Source organism: Aerococcus christensenii (assembly GCF_001543105.1).
Classification (GTDB): domain Bacteria; phylum Bacillota; class Bacilli; order Lactobacillales; family Aerococcaceae; genus Aerococcus; species Aerococcus christensenii.
In genome coordinates, this window is record NZ_CP014159.1 from 970,857 (window position 1) to 985,837 (window position 14,981).

Genomic DNA, 14,981 nt, shown 5'->3' on the forward strand with positions numbered 1-14,981 from the left:
AAATGCATTAGTTAGTCGAAAGATAAAGCCTACTGATTGAAGCTATTACTTGAATAGACTGGGAGGATATGTTGTGGCTAAAGAAGATATGATCGAAATCGAAGGTACTGTTACTGAATCGTTACCAAATGCTATGTTCAAGGTTGAGTTGGAGAATGGCTTTGAAGTCTTAGCTCATATTTCTGGAAAAATGCGGGTCAATTATATTCGTATCTTACCAGGAGATCGCGTGAAGGTAGAGATGTCTCCTTATGACTTGACAAAAGGACGTATTACTTACCGATTCAAGTAATGGTGATAACAAGGAGGTATAAGAGTGAAAGTTAGAGCATCTGTTAAACCTATGTGTGAAAAATGTAAGGTGATTCGTCGTCATGGTCGCGTTATGGTGATCTGCGAAAATCCTAAACATAAACAACGTCAAGGTTAATTATTAGAGTAAGGAGGGACCAATTACATGGCACGTATAGCAGGAGTAGATATTCCTAGAGATAAACGCGTAGTTATCTCATTAACCTATATTTTCGGAATTGGAACAAAAACTGCAATGGATATTTGTAAAGCAGCTGATGTTAATATCGACACTCGCGTATGCGATTTAAGCAATGATGAATTAGATCGTTTGCGTAAAGAAGTAGATAAAATTAAAGTTGAAGGTGACTTACGTCGGGATATCAATATGGATATTAAACGTTTGCAAGAAATCGGTTCATACCGTGGTATGCGTCACCGTCGTGGTTTACCTGTTCGTGGGCAAAACACTAAAAACAATGCACGTACCCGTAAAGGTAAACGGGGCTTAGCAATTGCTAAGAAAAAATAGATAATATTTAAAAAGGAGGTTTCTATTCAACATGGCAAAAGCAAAACGTCAAACATCACGTAAACGTCGTGTCAAAAAACATGTTGAAAGTGGTGTTGCACACATCCATTCAACATTTAACAATACCATTGTTATGATTACCGATGAACAAGGCAATGCGATTGCTTGGTCATCTGCCGGGGCATTAGGTTTTAAAGGTTCACGTAAATCTACACCATATGCCGCTCAATTAGCATCTGAAACAGCTGCTAAACAAGCAATGGATCATGGGATGAAGACAGTAGAAGTATCTGTTAAGGGACCTGGTTCTGGTCGCGAATCAGCTATTCGTGCTTTACAAGCAGCTGGATTAGAAGTAACTGCTATTCGTGACGTCACCCCAATTCCTCACAATGGTTGTCGTCCTCCAAAACGTCGTCGTGTTTAGTCTTTAAAACGATTGATGCATGTGGACTTATTACAAGGTGCAAGTTTTCACGTTTTGAAAGGGGTAAACTATTAGGATGATCGAAATTGAAAAGCCAAATATCGAAACCATTGAAACGAGCGCGGACAACAAATTTGGTAAGTTTGTAGTTGAACCATTAGAAAGAGGTTATGGGACAACTTTAGGCAACTCTCTTCGTCGAGTACTCTTATCCTCATTACCAGGGACAGCTGTGACATCCATCAAAATCGAAAATGTTTTACATGAATTTTCAACGATTCCAGGTGTCCGAGAAGACGTTACACAGATCGTTTTGAATATTAAGCAATTAGCTTTAAAGCTGTATGATGTCGAAGAAAAGCAAATTGAAATTGATATGGTAGGGCCTGCAGAAGTAACAGCAGCAGATATTACTGCAGACGCGGACTTTGATGTAATGAATCCTGATTTACATATTTGTTCGCTGGCCGAAGGAGCTAGATTCCATATGATTATGACAATCAAAAATGGGCGTGGCTTCGTAAGAGCGGAGAATAATAAATCAGAAGATATGCCAATCGGCGTGATTCCTGTTGATTCCGTCTACACACCAATTAAAAAAGTTAATTATCAAGTAGAAAATACCCGTATTGGGGAAGTTAACAAGTATGACAAATTAACTTTGGATATTTGGACAGATGGTACGATTGCCCCACAAGACGCTTTAAGCCTTGCTGCTAAAATCTTAACCGAACATCTTGTTATCTTTGTGAATCTCACTGATGAAGCTCAAGAAGCTGAAATCATGGTAGAAAAAGAAGAAACGCAAAAAGAAAAAATGCTTGAAATGACAATTGAAGAATTAGATTTATCTGTTCGTTCTTACAATTGTTTAAAACGCGCTGGTATCAATACAGTGGATGAATTAACTCAAAAGACAGAAACTGAAATGATGAAAGTTCGTAATTTAGGACGCAAGTCTCTTGATGAAGTGAAGGCAAGACTCGATGCCTTAGAATTGTCTTTAAAAGATAATGATTAATTTCTTACAAAAGGAGGATATTGAAACATGAGCTATCGCAAATTAGGTCGTACCAGTTCACAACGTAAAGCGATGTTACGTGATTTAACTACTGATTTGTTGATTAATGAGCGCATTACAACAACTGAAACTCGTGCGAAAGAAATTCGTAAAACGGCTGAAAAAATGATTACTCTTGGTAAAAAAGGTGACTTAGCTGCTCGCCGTCGTGCTGCTGCTTACTTACGTAATGAAGTTGCAGAAGTACGTGCTGAAGAAGACAAGATTGTTATTGAAACAGCTTTACAAAAATTATTTAATGATTTAGGGAAACGTTATGCAGAACGTAATGGGGGATATACCCGTATCCTTAAAACAGAACCACGCCGTGGAGACAATGCTCCAATGGTAATTATTGAATTAGTCTAGCACGCTGAGTGTTATGATGGTAGTTATTTATTAATAACTCAGTCTAGCTCTTTCACCCTTAGTCGAAATATCGATTAAGGGTGAAATTTTTTTTGCGGAAAACTTTTAGATAAGGGTTTCTTAAAAAGGAGAAGCTTTATTCAAAAGGACCGCTATTTTTTTATTCTAAAGAATCTAAAATCCTTTATTTTGGAAGAAGGTATTTGATAAAATAGAGACATTGAAAGGAAGAGAGAGATGGATAAAAGAAGAAATTATTTTCCTCAGTTAGATGGCGTGCGCTTTCTGTGTTTATTAGCTATTATTTTATATCATTATTTTCCGAACCAGCTGTCAGGTGGTTTTTTAGCAGTTGATTTGTTTTTGATTTTATCTGGCTTTTTGCTGGCCAATCAGTTGACTGTATATGAAGAAGGCACTATAAGCTTCGGACGATTAATTTCTCATTTCTTTAAACGATTAGGAAAACTATTAAAACCTTTGTTGTTGTTTTTAGTGGTAAGTTTGATAAGTCTTGCTTTGTTTCGAAGGGATTTATTGACCAATGTGCGTTCTTCCGTTTTATCTAGTTTGTTCTTTGGAAATAATTGGGAACAGATTTGGCAAGGAAAGTCTTATTTCTCTAATTTTTTAAATCCTTCTATTTATACGCATTTGTGGTATTTGGGGGTCTATGCTCAGTCTGTCTTACTCTTCTATGGAGTGTATGCTTTTGTAAAAAAACGAACGAATCAAACGCAAGTCTTACGAATGGTTTTAATCGGTATTTCTCTTCTTTCAGCGATTTTGATGGCGGTATACTTTCAGGCAGGACAAGATCCGACTCGAGTTTACTATGGAACAGATACTCGATTGTTCTCTTTCTTTTTAGGAGCTTTTGGAGGGATTGGAATCCCTAAGAGTTGGCGACGGTTTCGGTCACGCTTTTCTTGGACAAAAAATTTAGATTTTTTCTTAGTAGGAATAGAGATTATTCTCTTCCTAGCAATGAAGTTTCTGACGGATGCTAGCCCACTGGCTTACTATGGAGGAATGTTTTTATGGGATCTTTTCGCTTTATGGTTTATTTTAGGTTTAACGATCAGACCCTCTTTTATCTCTAAATTGTTCAGCTTTTCTCCATTGGTGTGGTTAGGACAAAGGACGTATCCTATGTATTTATGGTATTACCCGATTTATATTTTATGCAGTGCAAGTGCTAGTGAGAATAGCTGGATAGGAAAACATATTTTCCTACAAATTTTGTTTATCTTAGTTTTAGGAATTGGCAGTCAAAGACTGTTGCAGGGGCCAACATTTGAAGTCCCTATCTTCTTTCGAAAAAAAGGTGAGCCCTTACATTTTAAAACAAGTATGAAAAGAATGTGTCAATCAACAGCTCCCCTTCGACAACGCTTTGTTTTTTGGTTATGTATGGGGAGTGTAGTTTTAGCTACAGGGATTCTGTTTCTGGCTCCAACGTCTGATCTTGCACAAGAATCGGATCGGTTGATGAAACAAAAGGCCCAACATCTCAATGTCCAAAATAAAAAAGAACTTGTCAATAATAAAGAAGAAGTGGAAAAATATAAAAACGAATTAACAGAGGACCAGAGTAGGTTACTAGAGCACTTTAGTGATGAAGAATTTCTACAAGCTAATGGGAAAGCCTTTACTTTTTTAGGAGATTCCTTAACGATAGATGTAGCGTCTGGGGTGACAGCTTTGTTTCCTCAATCGAACGTTTGTGCAAAGGTCGGACTACAAGTTTGGCAGGCTCCTTCCTTATTAGAAGAATTTAAAGGAAAAGAATCTATCCATGAAGACTTAGTGGTTGCTTTAGGATCTAATGGAACATTTACAGAAAAACAAATGAAACATTTATTAGAAATGACACAAGCAAAGAAAGTTTATTTTGTGACAACACATATTAATCGCCCTTGGAGAGAAAAAGTAAATGGTGATTTGAAAAAAATGTGTGACGAATCGCAAGGAAAGTATCGCTTAATAGATTGGTCTTCCTATTATCAATCGCATGCTACTGCGGATTGGCTAGCTCCAGATAAATTTCATTTTGTCGAACCAGGAATTCAAGCTTGGATTGATTTTGTGGGACATGCTCTTTTGGAAGACAAGGTCAACAATTCCTAAAAAGGTGAAAGAGTGTGCGTTCTAACTTGTAAAAGTATTTTTCATCAGGTATACTAAAATATGATTGATTGGCTTCGGGGCAGGGTGATATTCCCGACCGGCGGAAAAAGTCCGCAAACCGCGCACAAGCGGGAGAACTAGTGAGACTCTAGTACCGACAGTATAGTCTGATAGGAGAAGGCCAAGTGTAATATGATAATGTTAGCCCCATTTTTTGAAATGGGGTTTTTAGATAGAAAGAGGTAATCGTTTGGAATCGATACTCTCAGTAAAAGATGTTTGTTTTCGTTATGACAGAGAAGATAAAAAAAGAACGATTGATCACGTGTCATTTGATATCCAAGCAGAAGAATGGGTGGCTGTAATTGGGCACAATGGCTCTGGAAAGTCAACAATGGCCAAATTAATCGATGGGCTTTTGGAAGCAGAAAGTGGTCAAATAAAAGTTGCAGGTTTGGAATTAAATGAAGAAAATGTATGGGACATTCGCCATTCAGTAGGGCTTGTTTTTCAAAACCCAGATAATCAGTTTGTAGGGGCAACGGTAGAAGATGATGTGGCTTTTGGTTTAGAAAATATAGGTATGCCTCATCAACAAATGGTTGAACGTGTTCATTGGGCTTTGGAACAAGTGGGCATGTTAGCCTATCGGGAATATGAACCGAGCAATCTTTCCGGAGGGCAAAAACAACGCGTAGCCATTGCCGGCATTCTGGCTTTAGGTCCTGATATTATTATTTTGGATGAATCAACTTCTATGTTAGATCCTGCGGGGAGAAGAGAAGTCATGGCAGTTATTCGACAATTGAAGAAACAATCTAATTTAACGGTGCTTTCTATTACGCATGATTTAGAAGAAGCTTCGTGGGCAGATCGCATTCTAGTTTTCCGCGAAGGGAAAATTGTGCAAGAAGGCACACCAGCTGAGATTTTTTCTTTTGGAGAACAACTGATTGAGATGGGTCTAGGCGTTCCTTTTAGTGTACAGTTAAAACATGAACTCGAAAAAAGAGGGTTTGCCTTTGAAGAAGGCTATTATTCAGAGCAGAGGATGGTGGATGACTTATGCGTATTGAATTCCAAAATGTAGATTTTGCGTATGGCGTAGGGACGCCTTTTGAAATTCAGTCTTTGCATGAGGTTAATTTGGTGATCCCTGATGGAAGTTTTACAGCCTTTATTGGACATACAGGGAGTGGAAAATCCACGGCTATCAAACATTTAAATGGCTTGAATAAGCCGAGTAAAGGTTTAGTTAAATTGGATGATGACGTGATTACTGCATCGACTAAGGGAGAAATTTTAAGACGTGTTCGTCGAAAAGTAGGAATGGTTTTTCAATTTCCAGAATCTCAATTATTTGAGGAAACAGTCATTAAAGATGTGATGTTTGGTCCTAAAAATTACGGAGCCAGTGAAGAAGAAGCCGAAGAAAAAGCTACAAAAGCTTTAAAATTAGTAGGAATAGAAGAATCTATTTATAAAAAATCCCCCTTTGATTTATCAGGGGGACAGATGAGAAGAGTAGCTATTGCTGGTATTTTGGCAATGGAGCCTGAAGTTTTGGTATTAGATGAACCGACAGCCGGATTAGATCCACAAGGGCATCGAGAGATGATGGCGATGTTTTATGACCTTTACCAAAAACATCATCTAACAGTGGTCTTAGTGACACATCAAATGAATGATGTAGCTAAGTATGCGAACCATGTGATTGTAATGGCAAAAGGAACAGTAGCTAAAGAAGGTAGCCCAACGGAAATTTTTAAGGATCCAGCTTGGTTAAAAGAGCATAGCTTAGGGTTACCGGATGCGTTAAGTTTTAAGGAAAAGCTAGAGCAGCAAGCAGGTTTTTCTTTGCCAGGCAATCCTTTAACTTTAGAGACGTTAGCAGATAGTATTCAAGCGTATTTTAAAAGGGGAATGAAAGATGAAGAATAGTTTTATCATGGGGAGATACCTAGCAGGAGATTCTGTGATTCATCGTTTGGATCCTCGAACCAAATTATCTGTGATGTTTTTGATTTTGATCTTTATCTTTTTTGCTAATAATTTAGCCTCGTATGCGCTGTTTGGTGTCTTTACTATAGGAAGCGTGCTGCTGACAGGAATCTCTTTAAAAGTTTTTTTGAAGGGGTTAAGGCCGATGATTCTGTTAATCTTATTGACAGTAGGCTTGCAATTATTTTTCACGCGAACGGGAGAAATATACTGGCAATGGCGATTTTTGGCACTGACGGATGAAGGAATACGAAACGCCATCTTTATTTTTTTACGGTTTGTTTTCATCATCTTTATTTCTACGCTTTTAACGTTAACGACAAAACCTCTGGAAATTACAGATGGTTTGGAAAAATTATTATATCCGTTCAAACACTTTTTACCGGTTCATGAGATTGCTTTGATGTTATCGATTGCCTTACGATTTGTTCCTACTTTGCTAGAAGAAACAGATAAAATAATGGATGCTCAGTGGGCAAGAGGGGTTGATTTTAATACAGGAAGCTTGCTTCAACGTATCAAAGCTATCATTCCTATCTTAGTGCCTCTATTTGTGAGTGCTTTTGACCGGGCTTATGATCTCTCCATTGCGATGGAAGCAAGAGGTTTTCAAGGGGGAGAAGGTCGGAGCAAGTATCGACAATTAATCTGGCATTCCAAGGACACGTGGGCTGTATGGCTTACCGTCATCGTATGTTTGGTCGTCTTATACTTAAGAACTTAAAAGGGCAGCTTCTTTGAGGAGCTGGCCTTTTTGAAAGAAAAGAAAGGAAATAAAATGGGAAAGCGTTATAAAATTACCATGCAGTACGATGGCACGCCCTTTGTAGGCTTTCAGGTGCAACCCAACGGCAAAACCATCCAAGGCGAATTACAAAGAGCTCTCTCTATTATGACCAAGGGACAGAAAGTTTTTGTGCATGGCTCTGGTCGAACAGATGCAGGAGTTCATGCTTTAGGACAAGTCGCACATTTGGATTATCCAGGAGAAATTCGGTCAGAAGCTTTAATGAAGGCTCTTAATAGTATGACTGATGATGCCATTCAAATCTATCAAGTGGAAGAAGTTGAAAAGTATTTTCATGCGCGGTTTCATGTGCTTAAGAAGCGGTATATTTATCGCGTATCCTTGGCCCCATTCATTTCACCTTTTGAAAGAAATTATGTCTTACATCATCCTTATCGCACAAATATTAATCGAATACAGCAAGCCTTGCCTGTTCTATTGGGAGAACATAATTTTAAAAGTTTTTGTTCTACTAAAACAGATAAGACCGAATTTGATCGCATTCTTTATCGGGCAGAAGCCACTCTTTCAGAGGATGGAAAATCTCTGACGTTCACTTTTGAAGGCAACGGATTTCTTTATAATATGGTCCGTATTTTAGTGGGGACACTTTTACAGATTGGAGATGGCTTACGTCCGGTAGAAAATATGGTTTATCTTTTAGAAGCTCAAGACCGTCAGCAAGCTGGACCAACTGCGCCAGCCTGTGGACTTTATTTGGAACATGTTTCGTATATGGATTTGGCTCAGCGAATTCAGAAATCTGAGGCAGCAGGTTTCATCGAATGAAAGAAAGGGACGTCAAGCGATGGGGGTAGGCCTTTTATTTTTAATAGCGACTGTGTTAGTGGGCTTTTCTTATTATTTGTACAGGCATACGCGCCAAAGACGTTTTTTATGCTTTATTGGCGTAGGTTTGACTTTATGGGTGATACTCTGTGTTATCAGCTGGATATATTGGTGTGGCTAGAAAAGTATTTAAGAAATTAAGAATAAACAATTGACAATCAAAAAAAATACAGGTATTATATAAGACGGTATTGTTTGCCCCACGATCGGCCCCGGAAACCAATTGTGTTATGCAACAATCGTAGAAGTAAACGGAGGAAAAGAAACATGCGTCAAACTTATATGGCAAAAGCTAGTGAAGTTGAACGTAACTGGGTTGTTTTAGATGCGACTGATATTCCATTAGGTCGTTTAGCAGCTGTAGCAGCCAGCATGTTACGTGGTAAGAATAAACCAACTTTCACCCCTAACGTAGACACAGGTGATTATGTTATCATCGTTAATGCTGAAAAGGTTAAATTAACTGGTAAAAAAGCGCTCGATAAGAAATATTATCGTCACTCAGGTTATCCAGGTGGAATCAAAGAAACAACTGCTGGTAAACTTCGTGAAGAAAAACCAGAACGTTTAATTGAAACTGCTATTCGTGGGATGTTACCTAAGAGCCGTTTAGGTCGTAAGCAATTTACACATTTACATGTGTATGCAGGTAATGATCACAAGCATCAAGCTCAACAACCACAAGTTGTTGATTTAGAAAAGTTAATTTAAGGAGGGAACAGCAGTGGCACAAGCAAGTTATCAAGCAACAGGACGCCGTAAGGATTCTACTGCCCGCGTACGCTTAGTACCTGGTACTGGTAATATCTTCTTTAATGGAAAACCTATGGAAGAATACTTACCATACGCATCCTTATTTGTTATTGTTAAACAACCTTTAACTGTTACACAAACTGAAGGTCAATATGACATTCATATCAATGTTCAAGGTGGTGGATTCTCTGGTCAATCTGGTGCAGCTCGTCACGGAATTGCACGCGCATTACTTGAAGTAGATCCAGACTTCCGTAAACCATTAAAAGCAGCTGGTTTATTAACACGTGATCCACGTATGAAAGAACGTAAAAAACCAGGTCTTAAGAAAGCTCGTAAAGCTCCACAATTCTCCAAACGTTAATTGGGAGATCTTTACAAGTTTGGAAAGGTATTCAAGAAATTTTCTTGGATACCTTTTTTGTATGGACTTTTTATTATTGAAAAGAAGGTGTCCATTCTAGAAGGAAGAGCTGAAAAGTAGGTGCAAAGTAATGCTGAAAGCGCTTTTTTGCGTAGTATGCTATCTTTGCAGAATAGAACTTGATTTTATGGAAAGGTGACATGTGATGAGTAATTTTTAGAAATGTTACTGCTAGAATATCCAAGTGATGCTAAGTTCACGCCAAAGCATTTAAGAGATTCGGGAATGTTAATCGCTGAAATGAGTAATATTTCTAATAAAAAAGGTGTATACCTAGCTTCTATGGATGTAGCAATAAAGAAAATAGATAAAATAAAAGATATAGACAATACATCAGATGTGAGTTCATTTATTGTTCATTCTTCTAACGAAAATAAAATTTTGTTTGAAGAATTTGATCAATTTAAACGTACGTCAACATATTATCTGTATAATTTTTTTGATAAACAATTAATTAAAATTCATTATATTCAAGAAGTAGTACCCATCCATTATACTCAGGTAACGTGGATGTCTGATGGAGTAATTTTCAATTGTTATGATTCTGAAACCAAGCAGTATCTTACTTATATGTATTATTTTACGGATAGAAGGCTAAAACTTTTAATAGATCATAATAGCTCTAGCCTAATTAGTAAAGGGAAAGACATAATCTATATAAGTATTGATAATGTAAATTTAGAGACAAATATTGTAAGAAAAGATCTTGAAACTCGTCAAGTAAAAGTGATGGAGAGTATCAAGGATAAAAATAAATATATAGAAAGTTTACATGATAATGATGAAAAAATATTAAAAGTGATTAATGATAATGGAATGAAAAAATTTTTGAAATAGAGGATATGAGCGAGAGAGAAGTACAAATTTATGAACTGCCTTGGATTGAAAGTTTGACGTATAAAAAAAGATTTGTCACGTTTTTAGGAAATCCACGTACAAAAACAAGAGTAAGATCTCAATATTATCTGTTGGATGTCGAAAATAAAATAGATTATGTATATGTACCGACCCCCAAAAGTTAGACCAAAAATCTAACTTTTGGAGGTCGGTATTTTTATGTCGAAGTATAGTTATCAATTTAAGAAAGAAGTTGTTCAAGCTTACTTAGAAGGTAAAGGTGGCTGCGCATTTCTTGCTAAACAATATGGAATAAAACGTAAAAGTCAAATTCGACGATGGATCGCTAATTACAAGGCTTATGGGGATAAAGGCTTATTGAGGTCTAGAAAACAAAATTCTTATTCTTTTGAAGCGAAGCTAGCTATTGTACAATTATATTTATCAAGTGAACTCTCCTATCAGGACATAGCGATTAAGATGGGGATAATGAATGCAGCCCTTGTTGCTCAATGGGTTTCTCGCTTTCGATTAGCTGGTCCTGATGCATTGAGAAGCCATAAGAAAGGGCGTAAACCGACGATGGATAAACAAACAAGAGAAAAGAAAGAGAAGGAAGGCAAACGTCCCAATGGGGCAGATTCAGTAGATACGAGTACAGATCGGATTAAACAGTTGGAAGATGAATGATATTGGGCCAAGTTAGAGAATGCTTTTTTAAAAGAGTTGAGGAGGTTGCGTTTAGAGGAAGAAGCCAAAACGAAAAAAAAGGTAACATCATACACAGCCTCCGAGGACAATTCAAACTGAAAGACCTTCTCAAATATACAGGTATGCCAAAAGCCACTTTTATGTACTGGCAGAAAAGATTCAATAGAAAAAATCCAGATCAAGAAATTGAAACAAAACTCATAGAAATTTGCCAAGAAAATAAAGATTACGGCTATCGGCGTATGACCGCTGCGCTGAAAAATCAAGGCTTTCTGATCAATAAGGAAAAAATTCAACGACTCATGCAAAAATTAAAGCTTCAAGTTACTTCATATGCGAGAAAAAGTCGAAAATATAATTCCTATAAAGGTAAATATGGTCGAATAGCGCCTAATAGAATCCATCGTCGTTTCTGCACCTCGATTCCTCACCAAAAGGTGACAACTGATACGACTGAATTTAAATATTACGAAGTCGATAAAAAGGGGCGTATGACGATGCACAAGCTAAGCTGTATTTAGATTCCTTTATGGATATGTTTAATAGCGAAATCTTAAGATATAGTATCGATAGAAGCCCTTCTGCTATCAATGTGATGACAGCTTTAGATCAAGCCATTCAAGTAACATCAGATTGTCCTTATCGTCGTACTTTTCATTCAGATCAGGGTTGGGCTTATCAGATGAAAAGTTATACAGATTGCTTAAAGGCAGAACGAATTTTCCAAAGTATGTCCAGGAAAGGCAACTGTCACGATAATTCAGTGATGGAAAACTTTTTTGGCTTACTAAAACAAGAAATTTATTATGGGGTTATCTATTACAGTTACGAAGAATTAAAATCCGCCATAGAGAAATATATCAAGTACTATAACGAAAAACGAATCAAAGAACGACTAGGATGGATGAGTCCTGTTCAATATCGGATCAGCCTTACGGCTACATAAAAAAACGTAGCAGTCGATAAAACTACTACGTTTAAAAAAGTCTAACTTTTTGGAGTCACATCAATAATAAAGAGAGTGTTCTTTTTTTATCTAGTAAAGGAATCTTTTGGGTTCAATTTAAAAAGGAAGAAGATCAGATTCCTAAAGGAGAAATTTTTACGAATGAGAATAGCGTGATGAGGATGTATTGGTTTAAGGAGGAGAAATCATGAAACAGCAGAGCTTGAAATTAATTTTTTCGTTAGTCTTTTTACTTGTCAGCTTTGGCTGTTCAGATTGTCGAGTAGGCGCTCCGACTGAAGAGACTTTCAGAGAGAAAGTAGCGACAGAGCCCCGGACGTTAGAAGAAGCGCCTTCTTCTGCAGGCATTGCTCCCGGAGACCAATCCTCTGATCAGGAAGCATCCCTTCAAGTAGTCGCAAGTCGTCAGCCCTCTCAACCCTCCAGTGAGAAATCCCAGACAGAAACGAAAGCAACAGATTTACCTCAGCAGGCTTCGCTCAAGCAGGTCTTGCTGGTCTCTCCCCAACTGCAAGAAGTCTGGTATTATTGTGCGCCAACAACTGTTAGTATGATGCTATCCGCGAGAGGGATTCGGATCGACCAACACACGTTAGCGATGAAAATGAGAACTTATGAACCCTATGGGACGCATAACCGAAATATCAAAGATGGCTACCCCATGTATTACACGATTGATTCTGGGTGAGTGTATGGTGGCAAGCCAGGAGATCATAATGTGATAGGGATTGGTTACAAGTGGCGGGAAGATAGGCGGTCGATTGAGTATGTCTACTACTTAGATCCTTCGACCAGGGCGCAAGATCCCGTATATGGCGGTTTAAAAATCATGCCCCCAAGAGAGTTGCTCGAGGCAACCGTTATCTGTGGTGAGCCTAACTATGGCGGGTAGTGCCATTAAGAATGCGGAGCATCGTTATAGAAAAAGTGCTAGCTTCTTTGTATCAATCGACAAAGAGGCTAGCGCTTTTTAGGTTGGTGTAGCAATTTGTTGAAGGAAGGTTTTTGCTCTTATGGGAGAGGTTCTCCTGTTCCCCTTTTTTTAGAGGAAGGGACTAATTTTTAAGCTTGCATTTATAAAGAAGACCCCTTAAAATTAAGCAATACCATTGAGTTAATAACATTCTAAAAAGATAGGGGAATATGAATGGTAAAAAAATTTAAAGCAAGACTCATCAGTGGAGGAATAGCTTTTCTTTTAGGAACAGTGATTTTGACAGGTGTAGTTGGCAATTATTTTGTGAATTATGCTTTAGTGCCTCAGCATGGAGGACAGGAACGAAAAGTGAAAGATCCTAAACAAGAGAATGAGGGACTCGCTCGGAGGAAAAAAGAAGAAAAAGAAGCGAGAGATCGTTGGTTAACGGCAGTTAAGGAGCAAACAGAAGAAGTAAGTATTTCTTCGAAGGAAGGCTTACGCTTGGCGGGTCACGCTTATCGGCAAATTTCACCTACGCACAATTGGATGATTGTGGTTCACGGCTATCAATCGAGTGAAGAGGAGTCTCAAATTTTAGCTCAACATTTTTATCAAGCGGGCTATCATGTGCTCACCTATAGTCAGAGAGGATGTGGGAAGAGTGAAGGCGACTACATTGGGATGGGGCTTTTGGAGAAGGAAGATCTGAAGAGATGGACTCAGTGGGTAATTGATCAAGACGCGGACAGTCGGGTGATTTACCATGGAACGTCAATGGGCGGAGCAACTGTGCTATTGGCGAGTGGCGAACAGCTTCCAGATCAAGTGAAAGCTATCGTTTCGGATTGTTCTTATACAAGTATTTGGGCGATCTTTGCTTCTGAATTGAAGGCTCGTTTTTCTCTACCGAGTTTTCCAGTCTTGGATATGGCGAGAGCTGTGGGGAGATTTAGAGCGGGATATGACATCAAAGAAGGCGATGTAGAGCAGGCAGTCAGCCAGAGCCAGCTTCCTATTTTCTTCCTCCATACAAAAGAGGATACATTTGTTCCTGTAGAGATGGTCCAAAGTCTCTATCAAGCTAAAACAGGGGGTCAGAAAGATCTCTTCATTTATGAAACAGGAAAACATGCAGAAGCCAAGTATCATCCCGATTACTATGAGAAAATTCAGAGCTTTATTGAAAATATCAAGCAAAATAAAGCAAGGACGTTCGATTTTAAACGAACGTCCTTTTAAATTAGAGATGAGGAAGTTGATCTTCTTCCTGTTTGAGTGGAAGGGTAAAGAGTTGTGGATAGTCAAAACAATGGGGTTGACGAGCGGTACAGATATATCGGCCAAATCGGACAAGGGCTTGGTGAGCTTGGCGCCATTGGGTGGGAGGAAGAAGAGAAGTGACGCGTTGTTCGACTTGTAGAACGGTAGCGTCTTTGGGCACAATGGCGTGATGTTTACAGACACGTTGAACATGGGTATCTACTGCAAAGGCGGGAATATCAAAAGCGATACTGAGCACCACACTCGCTGTTTTTCGACCTACTCCACTTAAACTTTCTAAATTCTTTCGATTGGAAGGCACTTTTCCGTTAAAACGCGTCACAATTTGTTGAGCGGTTTGTTGGATATATTTGGCTTTGTTTTTGTAGAGACCTATGGTATGAAGGTAAGGTTCTAAATCTTTAGGATGAGCTTGAGCGAGGGCTTCAGGGGTTGGATAGTCACGAAATAACGCAGGTGTAACTTTATTTACCCCTTGATCGGTGGTTTGAGCGCTTAAAATAACAGCTATTAAAAGTTCAAAGGGATTGCGGTGATGAAGTTCGGTTTCTACTTTTGGATAGAGAGCAATAATCTCTTGGAGTAGGTAATAAGCATTTTCGTTAGATAACATGAGCATTTTCCTTTCTTTTTGTCTATTGTA

At 38.3% G+C, this 14,981-nt stretch carries 17 protein-coding genes, 1 pseudogene and 1 riboswitch; of the genes and pseudogenes, 17 read left to right on the top strand and 1 reads right to left on the bottom strand.

Annotated features, from left to right (window positions below):
- Positions 1-73: 73 nt before the first annotated feature.
- The 17 genes and pseudogenes from infA (at position 74) to AWM71_RS04695 (ending at position 14,296) form a co-directional block, all read left to right on the top strand.
- Positions 74-292, top strand: coding sequence for a translation initiation factor IF-1 (gene infA, locus AWM71_RS04610; RefSeq protein WP_060776863.1), 219 nt, complete (start codon positions 74-76; stop codon positions 290-292).
- Between the two features lie 24 nt (positions 293-316).
- The gene (gene rpmJ / locus AWM71_RS04615; RefSeq protein WP_060776864.1) at positions 317-430 is read left to right on the top strand and encodes a 50S ribosomal protein L36; all 114 of its coding nucleotides are present in this window, start codon (positions 317-319) and stop codon (positions 428-430) included.
- 27 nt (positions 431-457) lie between these two features.
- The gene (gene rpsM, locus AWM71_RS04620; RefSeq protein WP_060776865.1) at positions 458-823 is read left to right on the top strand and encodes a 30S ribosomal protein S13; all 366 of its coding nucleotides are present in this window, start codon (positions 458-460) and stop codon (positions 821-823) included.
- A gap of 31 nt (positions 824-854) precedes the next feature.
- Positions 855-1,250 carry a 30S ribosomal protein S11 gene (gene rpsK, locus AWM71_RS04625; RefSeq protein WP_060776866.1) on the top strand — a complete coding sequence of 132 codons (396 nt, stop codon included), beginning with the start codon at positions 855-857 and terminating at the stop codon, positions 1,248-1,250.
- Between the two features lie 76 nt (positions 1,251-1,326).
- Positions 1,327-2,271 carry a DNA-directed RNA polymerase subunit alpha gene (locus tag AWM71_RS04630; protein ID WP_060776867.1) on the top strand — a complete coding sequence of 315 codons (945 nt, stop codon included), beginning with the start codon at positions 1,327-1,329 and terminating at the stop codon, positions 2,269-2,271.
- Positions 2,272-2,298: 27 nt separating this feature from the next.
- Positions 2,299-2,679 (top strand): 50S ribosomal protein L17, encoded by a 381-nt coding sequence (gene rplQ / locus AWM71_RS04635; RefSeq protein WP_060776868.1) that lies wholly within the window; start codon positions 2,299-2,301, stop codon positions 2,677-2,679.
- Positions 2,680-2,916: 237 nt separating this feature from the next.
- A complete protein-coding gene (locus AWM71_RS04640; protein ID WP_060776869.1) occupies positions 2,917-4,809 on the top strand; it encodes an acyltransferase family protein in 1,893 nt (630 codons plus the stop codon).
- A 66-nt stretch (positions 4,810-4,875) separates the two neighbouring features.
- Positions 4,876-4,995, top strand: a riboswitch (FMN riboswitch).
- 64 nt (positions 4,996-5,059) lie between these two features.
- Positions 5,060-5,899 carry an energy-coupling factor ABC transporter ATP-binding protein gene (locus tag AWM71_RS04645; protein ID WP_060777461.1) on the top strand — a complete coding sequence of 280 codons (840 nt, stop codon included), beginning with the start codon at positions 5,060-5,062 and terminating at the stop codon, positions 5,897-5,899.
- On the top strand, positions 5,875-6,750 hold the full coding sequence (locus AWM71_RS04650) for an energy-coupling factor ABC transporter ATP-binding protein (RefSeq protein ID WP_060776870.1): 876 nt from the start codon (positions 5,875-5,877) through the stop codon (positions 6,748-6,750). Before AWM71_RS04645 ends, AWM71_RS04650 begins: the two co-directional genes overlap by 25 nt.
- A complete protein-coding gene (locus tag AWM71_RS04655; protein WP_060776871.1) occupies positions 6,740-7,534 on the top strand; it encodes an energy-coupling factor transporter transmembrane component T family protein in 795 nt (264 codons plus the stop codon). Before AWM71_RS04650 ends, AWM71_RS04655 begins: the two co-directional genes overlap by 11 nt.
- A 30-nt stretch (positions 7,535-7,564) precedes the next feature.
- Positions 7,565-8,386: a tRNA pseudouridine(38-40) synthase TruA gene (gene truA / locus AWM71_RS04660; protein WP_308299432.1), complete on the top strand. Its 822-nt coding sequence runs from the start codon at positions 7,565-7,567 to the stop codon at positions 8,384-8,386.
- A 327-nt stretch (positions 8,387-8,713) separates the two neighbouring features.
- On the top strand, positions 8,714-9,157 hold the full coding sequence (gene rplM / locus AWM71_RS04665; RefSeq protein WP_060776872.1) for a 50S ribosomal protein L13: 444 nt from the start codon (positions 8,714-8,716) through the stop codon (positions 9,155-9,157).
- A 13-nt stretch (positions 9,158-9,170) separates the two neighbouring features.
- Positions 9,171-9,563, top strand: a complete 393-nt coding sequence (gene rpsI, locus AWM71_RS04670) for a 30S ribosomal protein S9 (RefSeq protein ID WP_060776873.1) — start codon at positions 9,171-9,173, stop codon at positions 9,561-9,563.
- A gap of 285 nt (positions 9,564-9,848) precedes the next feature.
- The gene (locus AWM71_RS04675; protein WP_060776874.1) at positions 9,849-10,460 is read left to right on the top strand and encodes a hypothetical protein; all 612 of its coding nucleotides are present in this window, start codon (positions 9,849-9,851) and stop codon (positions 10,458-10,460) included.
- A 219-nt stretch (positions 10,461-10,679) separates the two neighbouring features.
- Positions 10,680-12,117, top strand: a pseudogene (locus AWM71_RS07940) (IS3 family transposase).
- Positions 12,118-12,325: 208 nt separating this feature from the next.
- On the top strand, positions 12,326-12,826 hold the full coding sequence (locus tag AWM71_RS04690) for a C39 family peptidase (RefSeq protein ID WP_060776875.1): 501 nt from the start codon (positions 12,326-12,328) through the stop codon (positions 12,824-12,826).
- 459 nt (positions 12,827-13,285) lie between these two features.
- On the top strand, positions 13,286-14,296 hold the full coding sequence (locus tag AWM71_RS04695) for an alpha/beta hydrolase (RefSeq protein ID WP_060776876.1): 1,011 nt from the start codon (positions 13,286-13,288) through the stop codon (positions 14,294-14,296).
- Between the two features lies 1 nt (position 14,297).
- Here AWM71_RS04695 and nth read toward each other — a convergent pair whose 3' ends face one another.
- A complete protein-coding gene (nth, locus tag AWM71_RS04700; protein ID WP_060776877.1) occupies positions 14,298-14,951 on the bottom strand; it encodes an endonuclease III in 654 nt (217 codons plus the stop codon).
- Positions 14,952-14,981: the final 30 nt, after the last annotated feature.

Bases quoted from the DNA above. Each gene is read 5' to 3' on its own strand.
- rpsM (WP_060776865.1), top strand. From the start codon at position 458: ATGGCACGTATAGCAGGAGTAGATATTCCTAGAGATAAACGCGTAGTT.
- rpsK (WP_060776866.1), top strand. From the start codon at position 855: ATGGCAAAAGCAAAACGTCAAACATCACGTAAACGTCGTGTCAAAAAA.
- AWM71_RS04630 (WP_060776867.1), top strand. From the start codon at position 1,327: ATGATCGAAATTGAAAAGCCAAATATCGAAACCATTGAAACGAGCGCG.
- rplQ (WP_060776868.1), top strand. From the start codon at position 2,299: ATGAGCTATCGCAAATTAGGTCGTACCAGTTCACAACGTAAAGCGATG.
- AWM71_RS04640 (WP_060776869.1), top strand. From the start codon at position 2,917: ATGGATAAAAGAAGAAATTATTTTCCTCAGTTAGATGGCGTGCGCTTT.
- AWM71_RS04650 (WP_060776870.1), top strand. From the start codon at position 5,875: ATGCGTATTGAATTCCAAAATGTAGATTTTGCGTATGGCGTAGGGACG.
- AWM71_RS04655 (WP_060776871.1), top strand. From the start codon at position 6,740: ATGAAGAATAGTTTTATCATGGGGAGATACCTAGCAGGAGATTCTGTG.
- rplM (WP_060776872.1), top strand. From the start codon at position 8,714: ATGCGTCAAACTTATATGGCAAAAGCTAGTGAAGTTGAACGTAACTGG.
- AWM71_RS04675 (WP_060776874.1), top strand. From the start codon at position 9,849: ATGTTAATCGCTGAAATGAGTAATATTTCTAATAAAAAAGGTGTATAC.
- AWM71_RS04690 (WP_060776875.1), top strand. From the start codon at position 12,326: ATGAAACAGCAGAGCTTGAAATTAATTTTTTCGTTAGTCTTTTTACTT.
- AWM71_RS04695 (WP_060776876.1), top strand. From the start codon at position 13,286: ATGGTAAAAAAATTTAAAGCAAGACTCATCAGTGGAGGAATAGCTTTT.
- nth (WP_060776877.1), bottom strand. From the start codon at position 14,951: ATGTTATCTAACGAAAATGCTTATTACCTACTCCAAGAGATTATTGCT.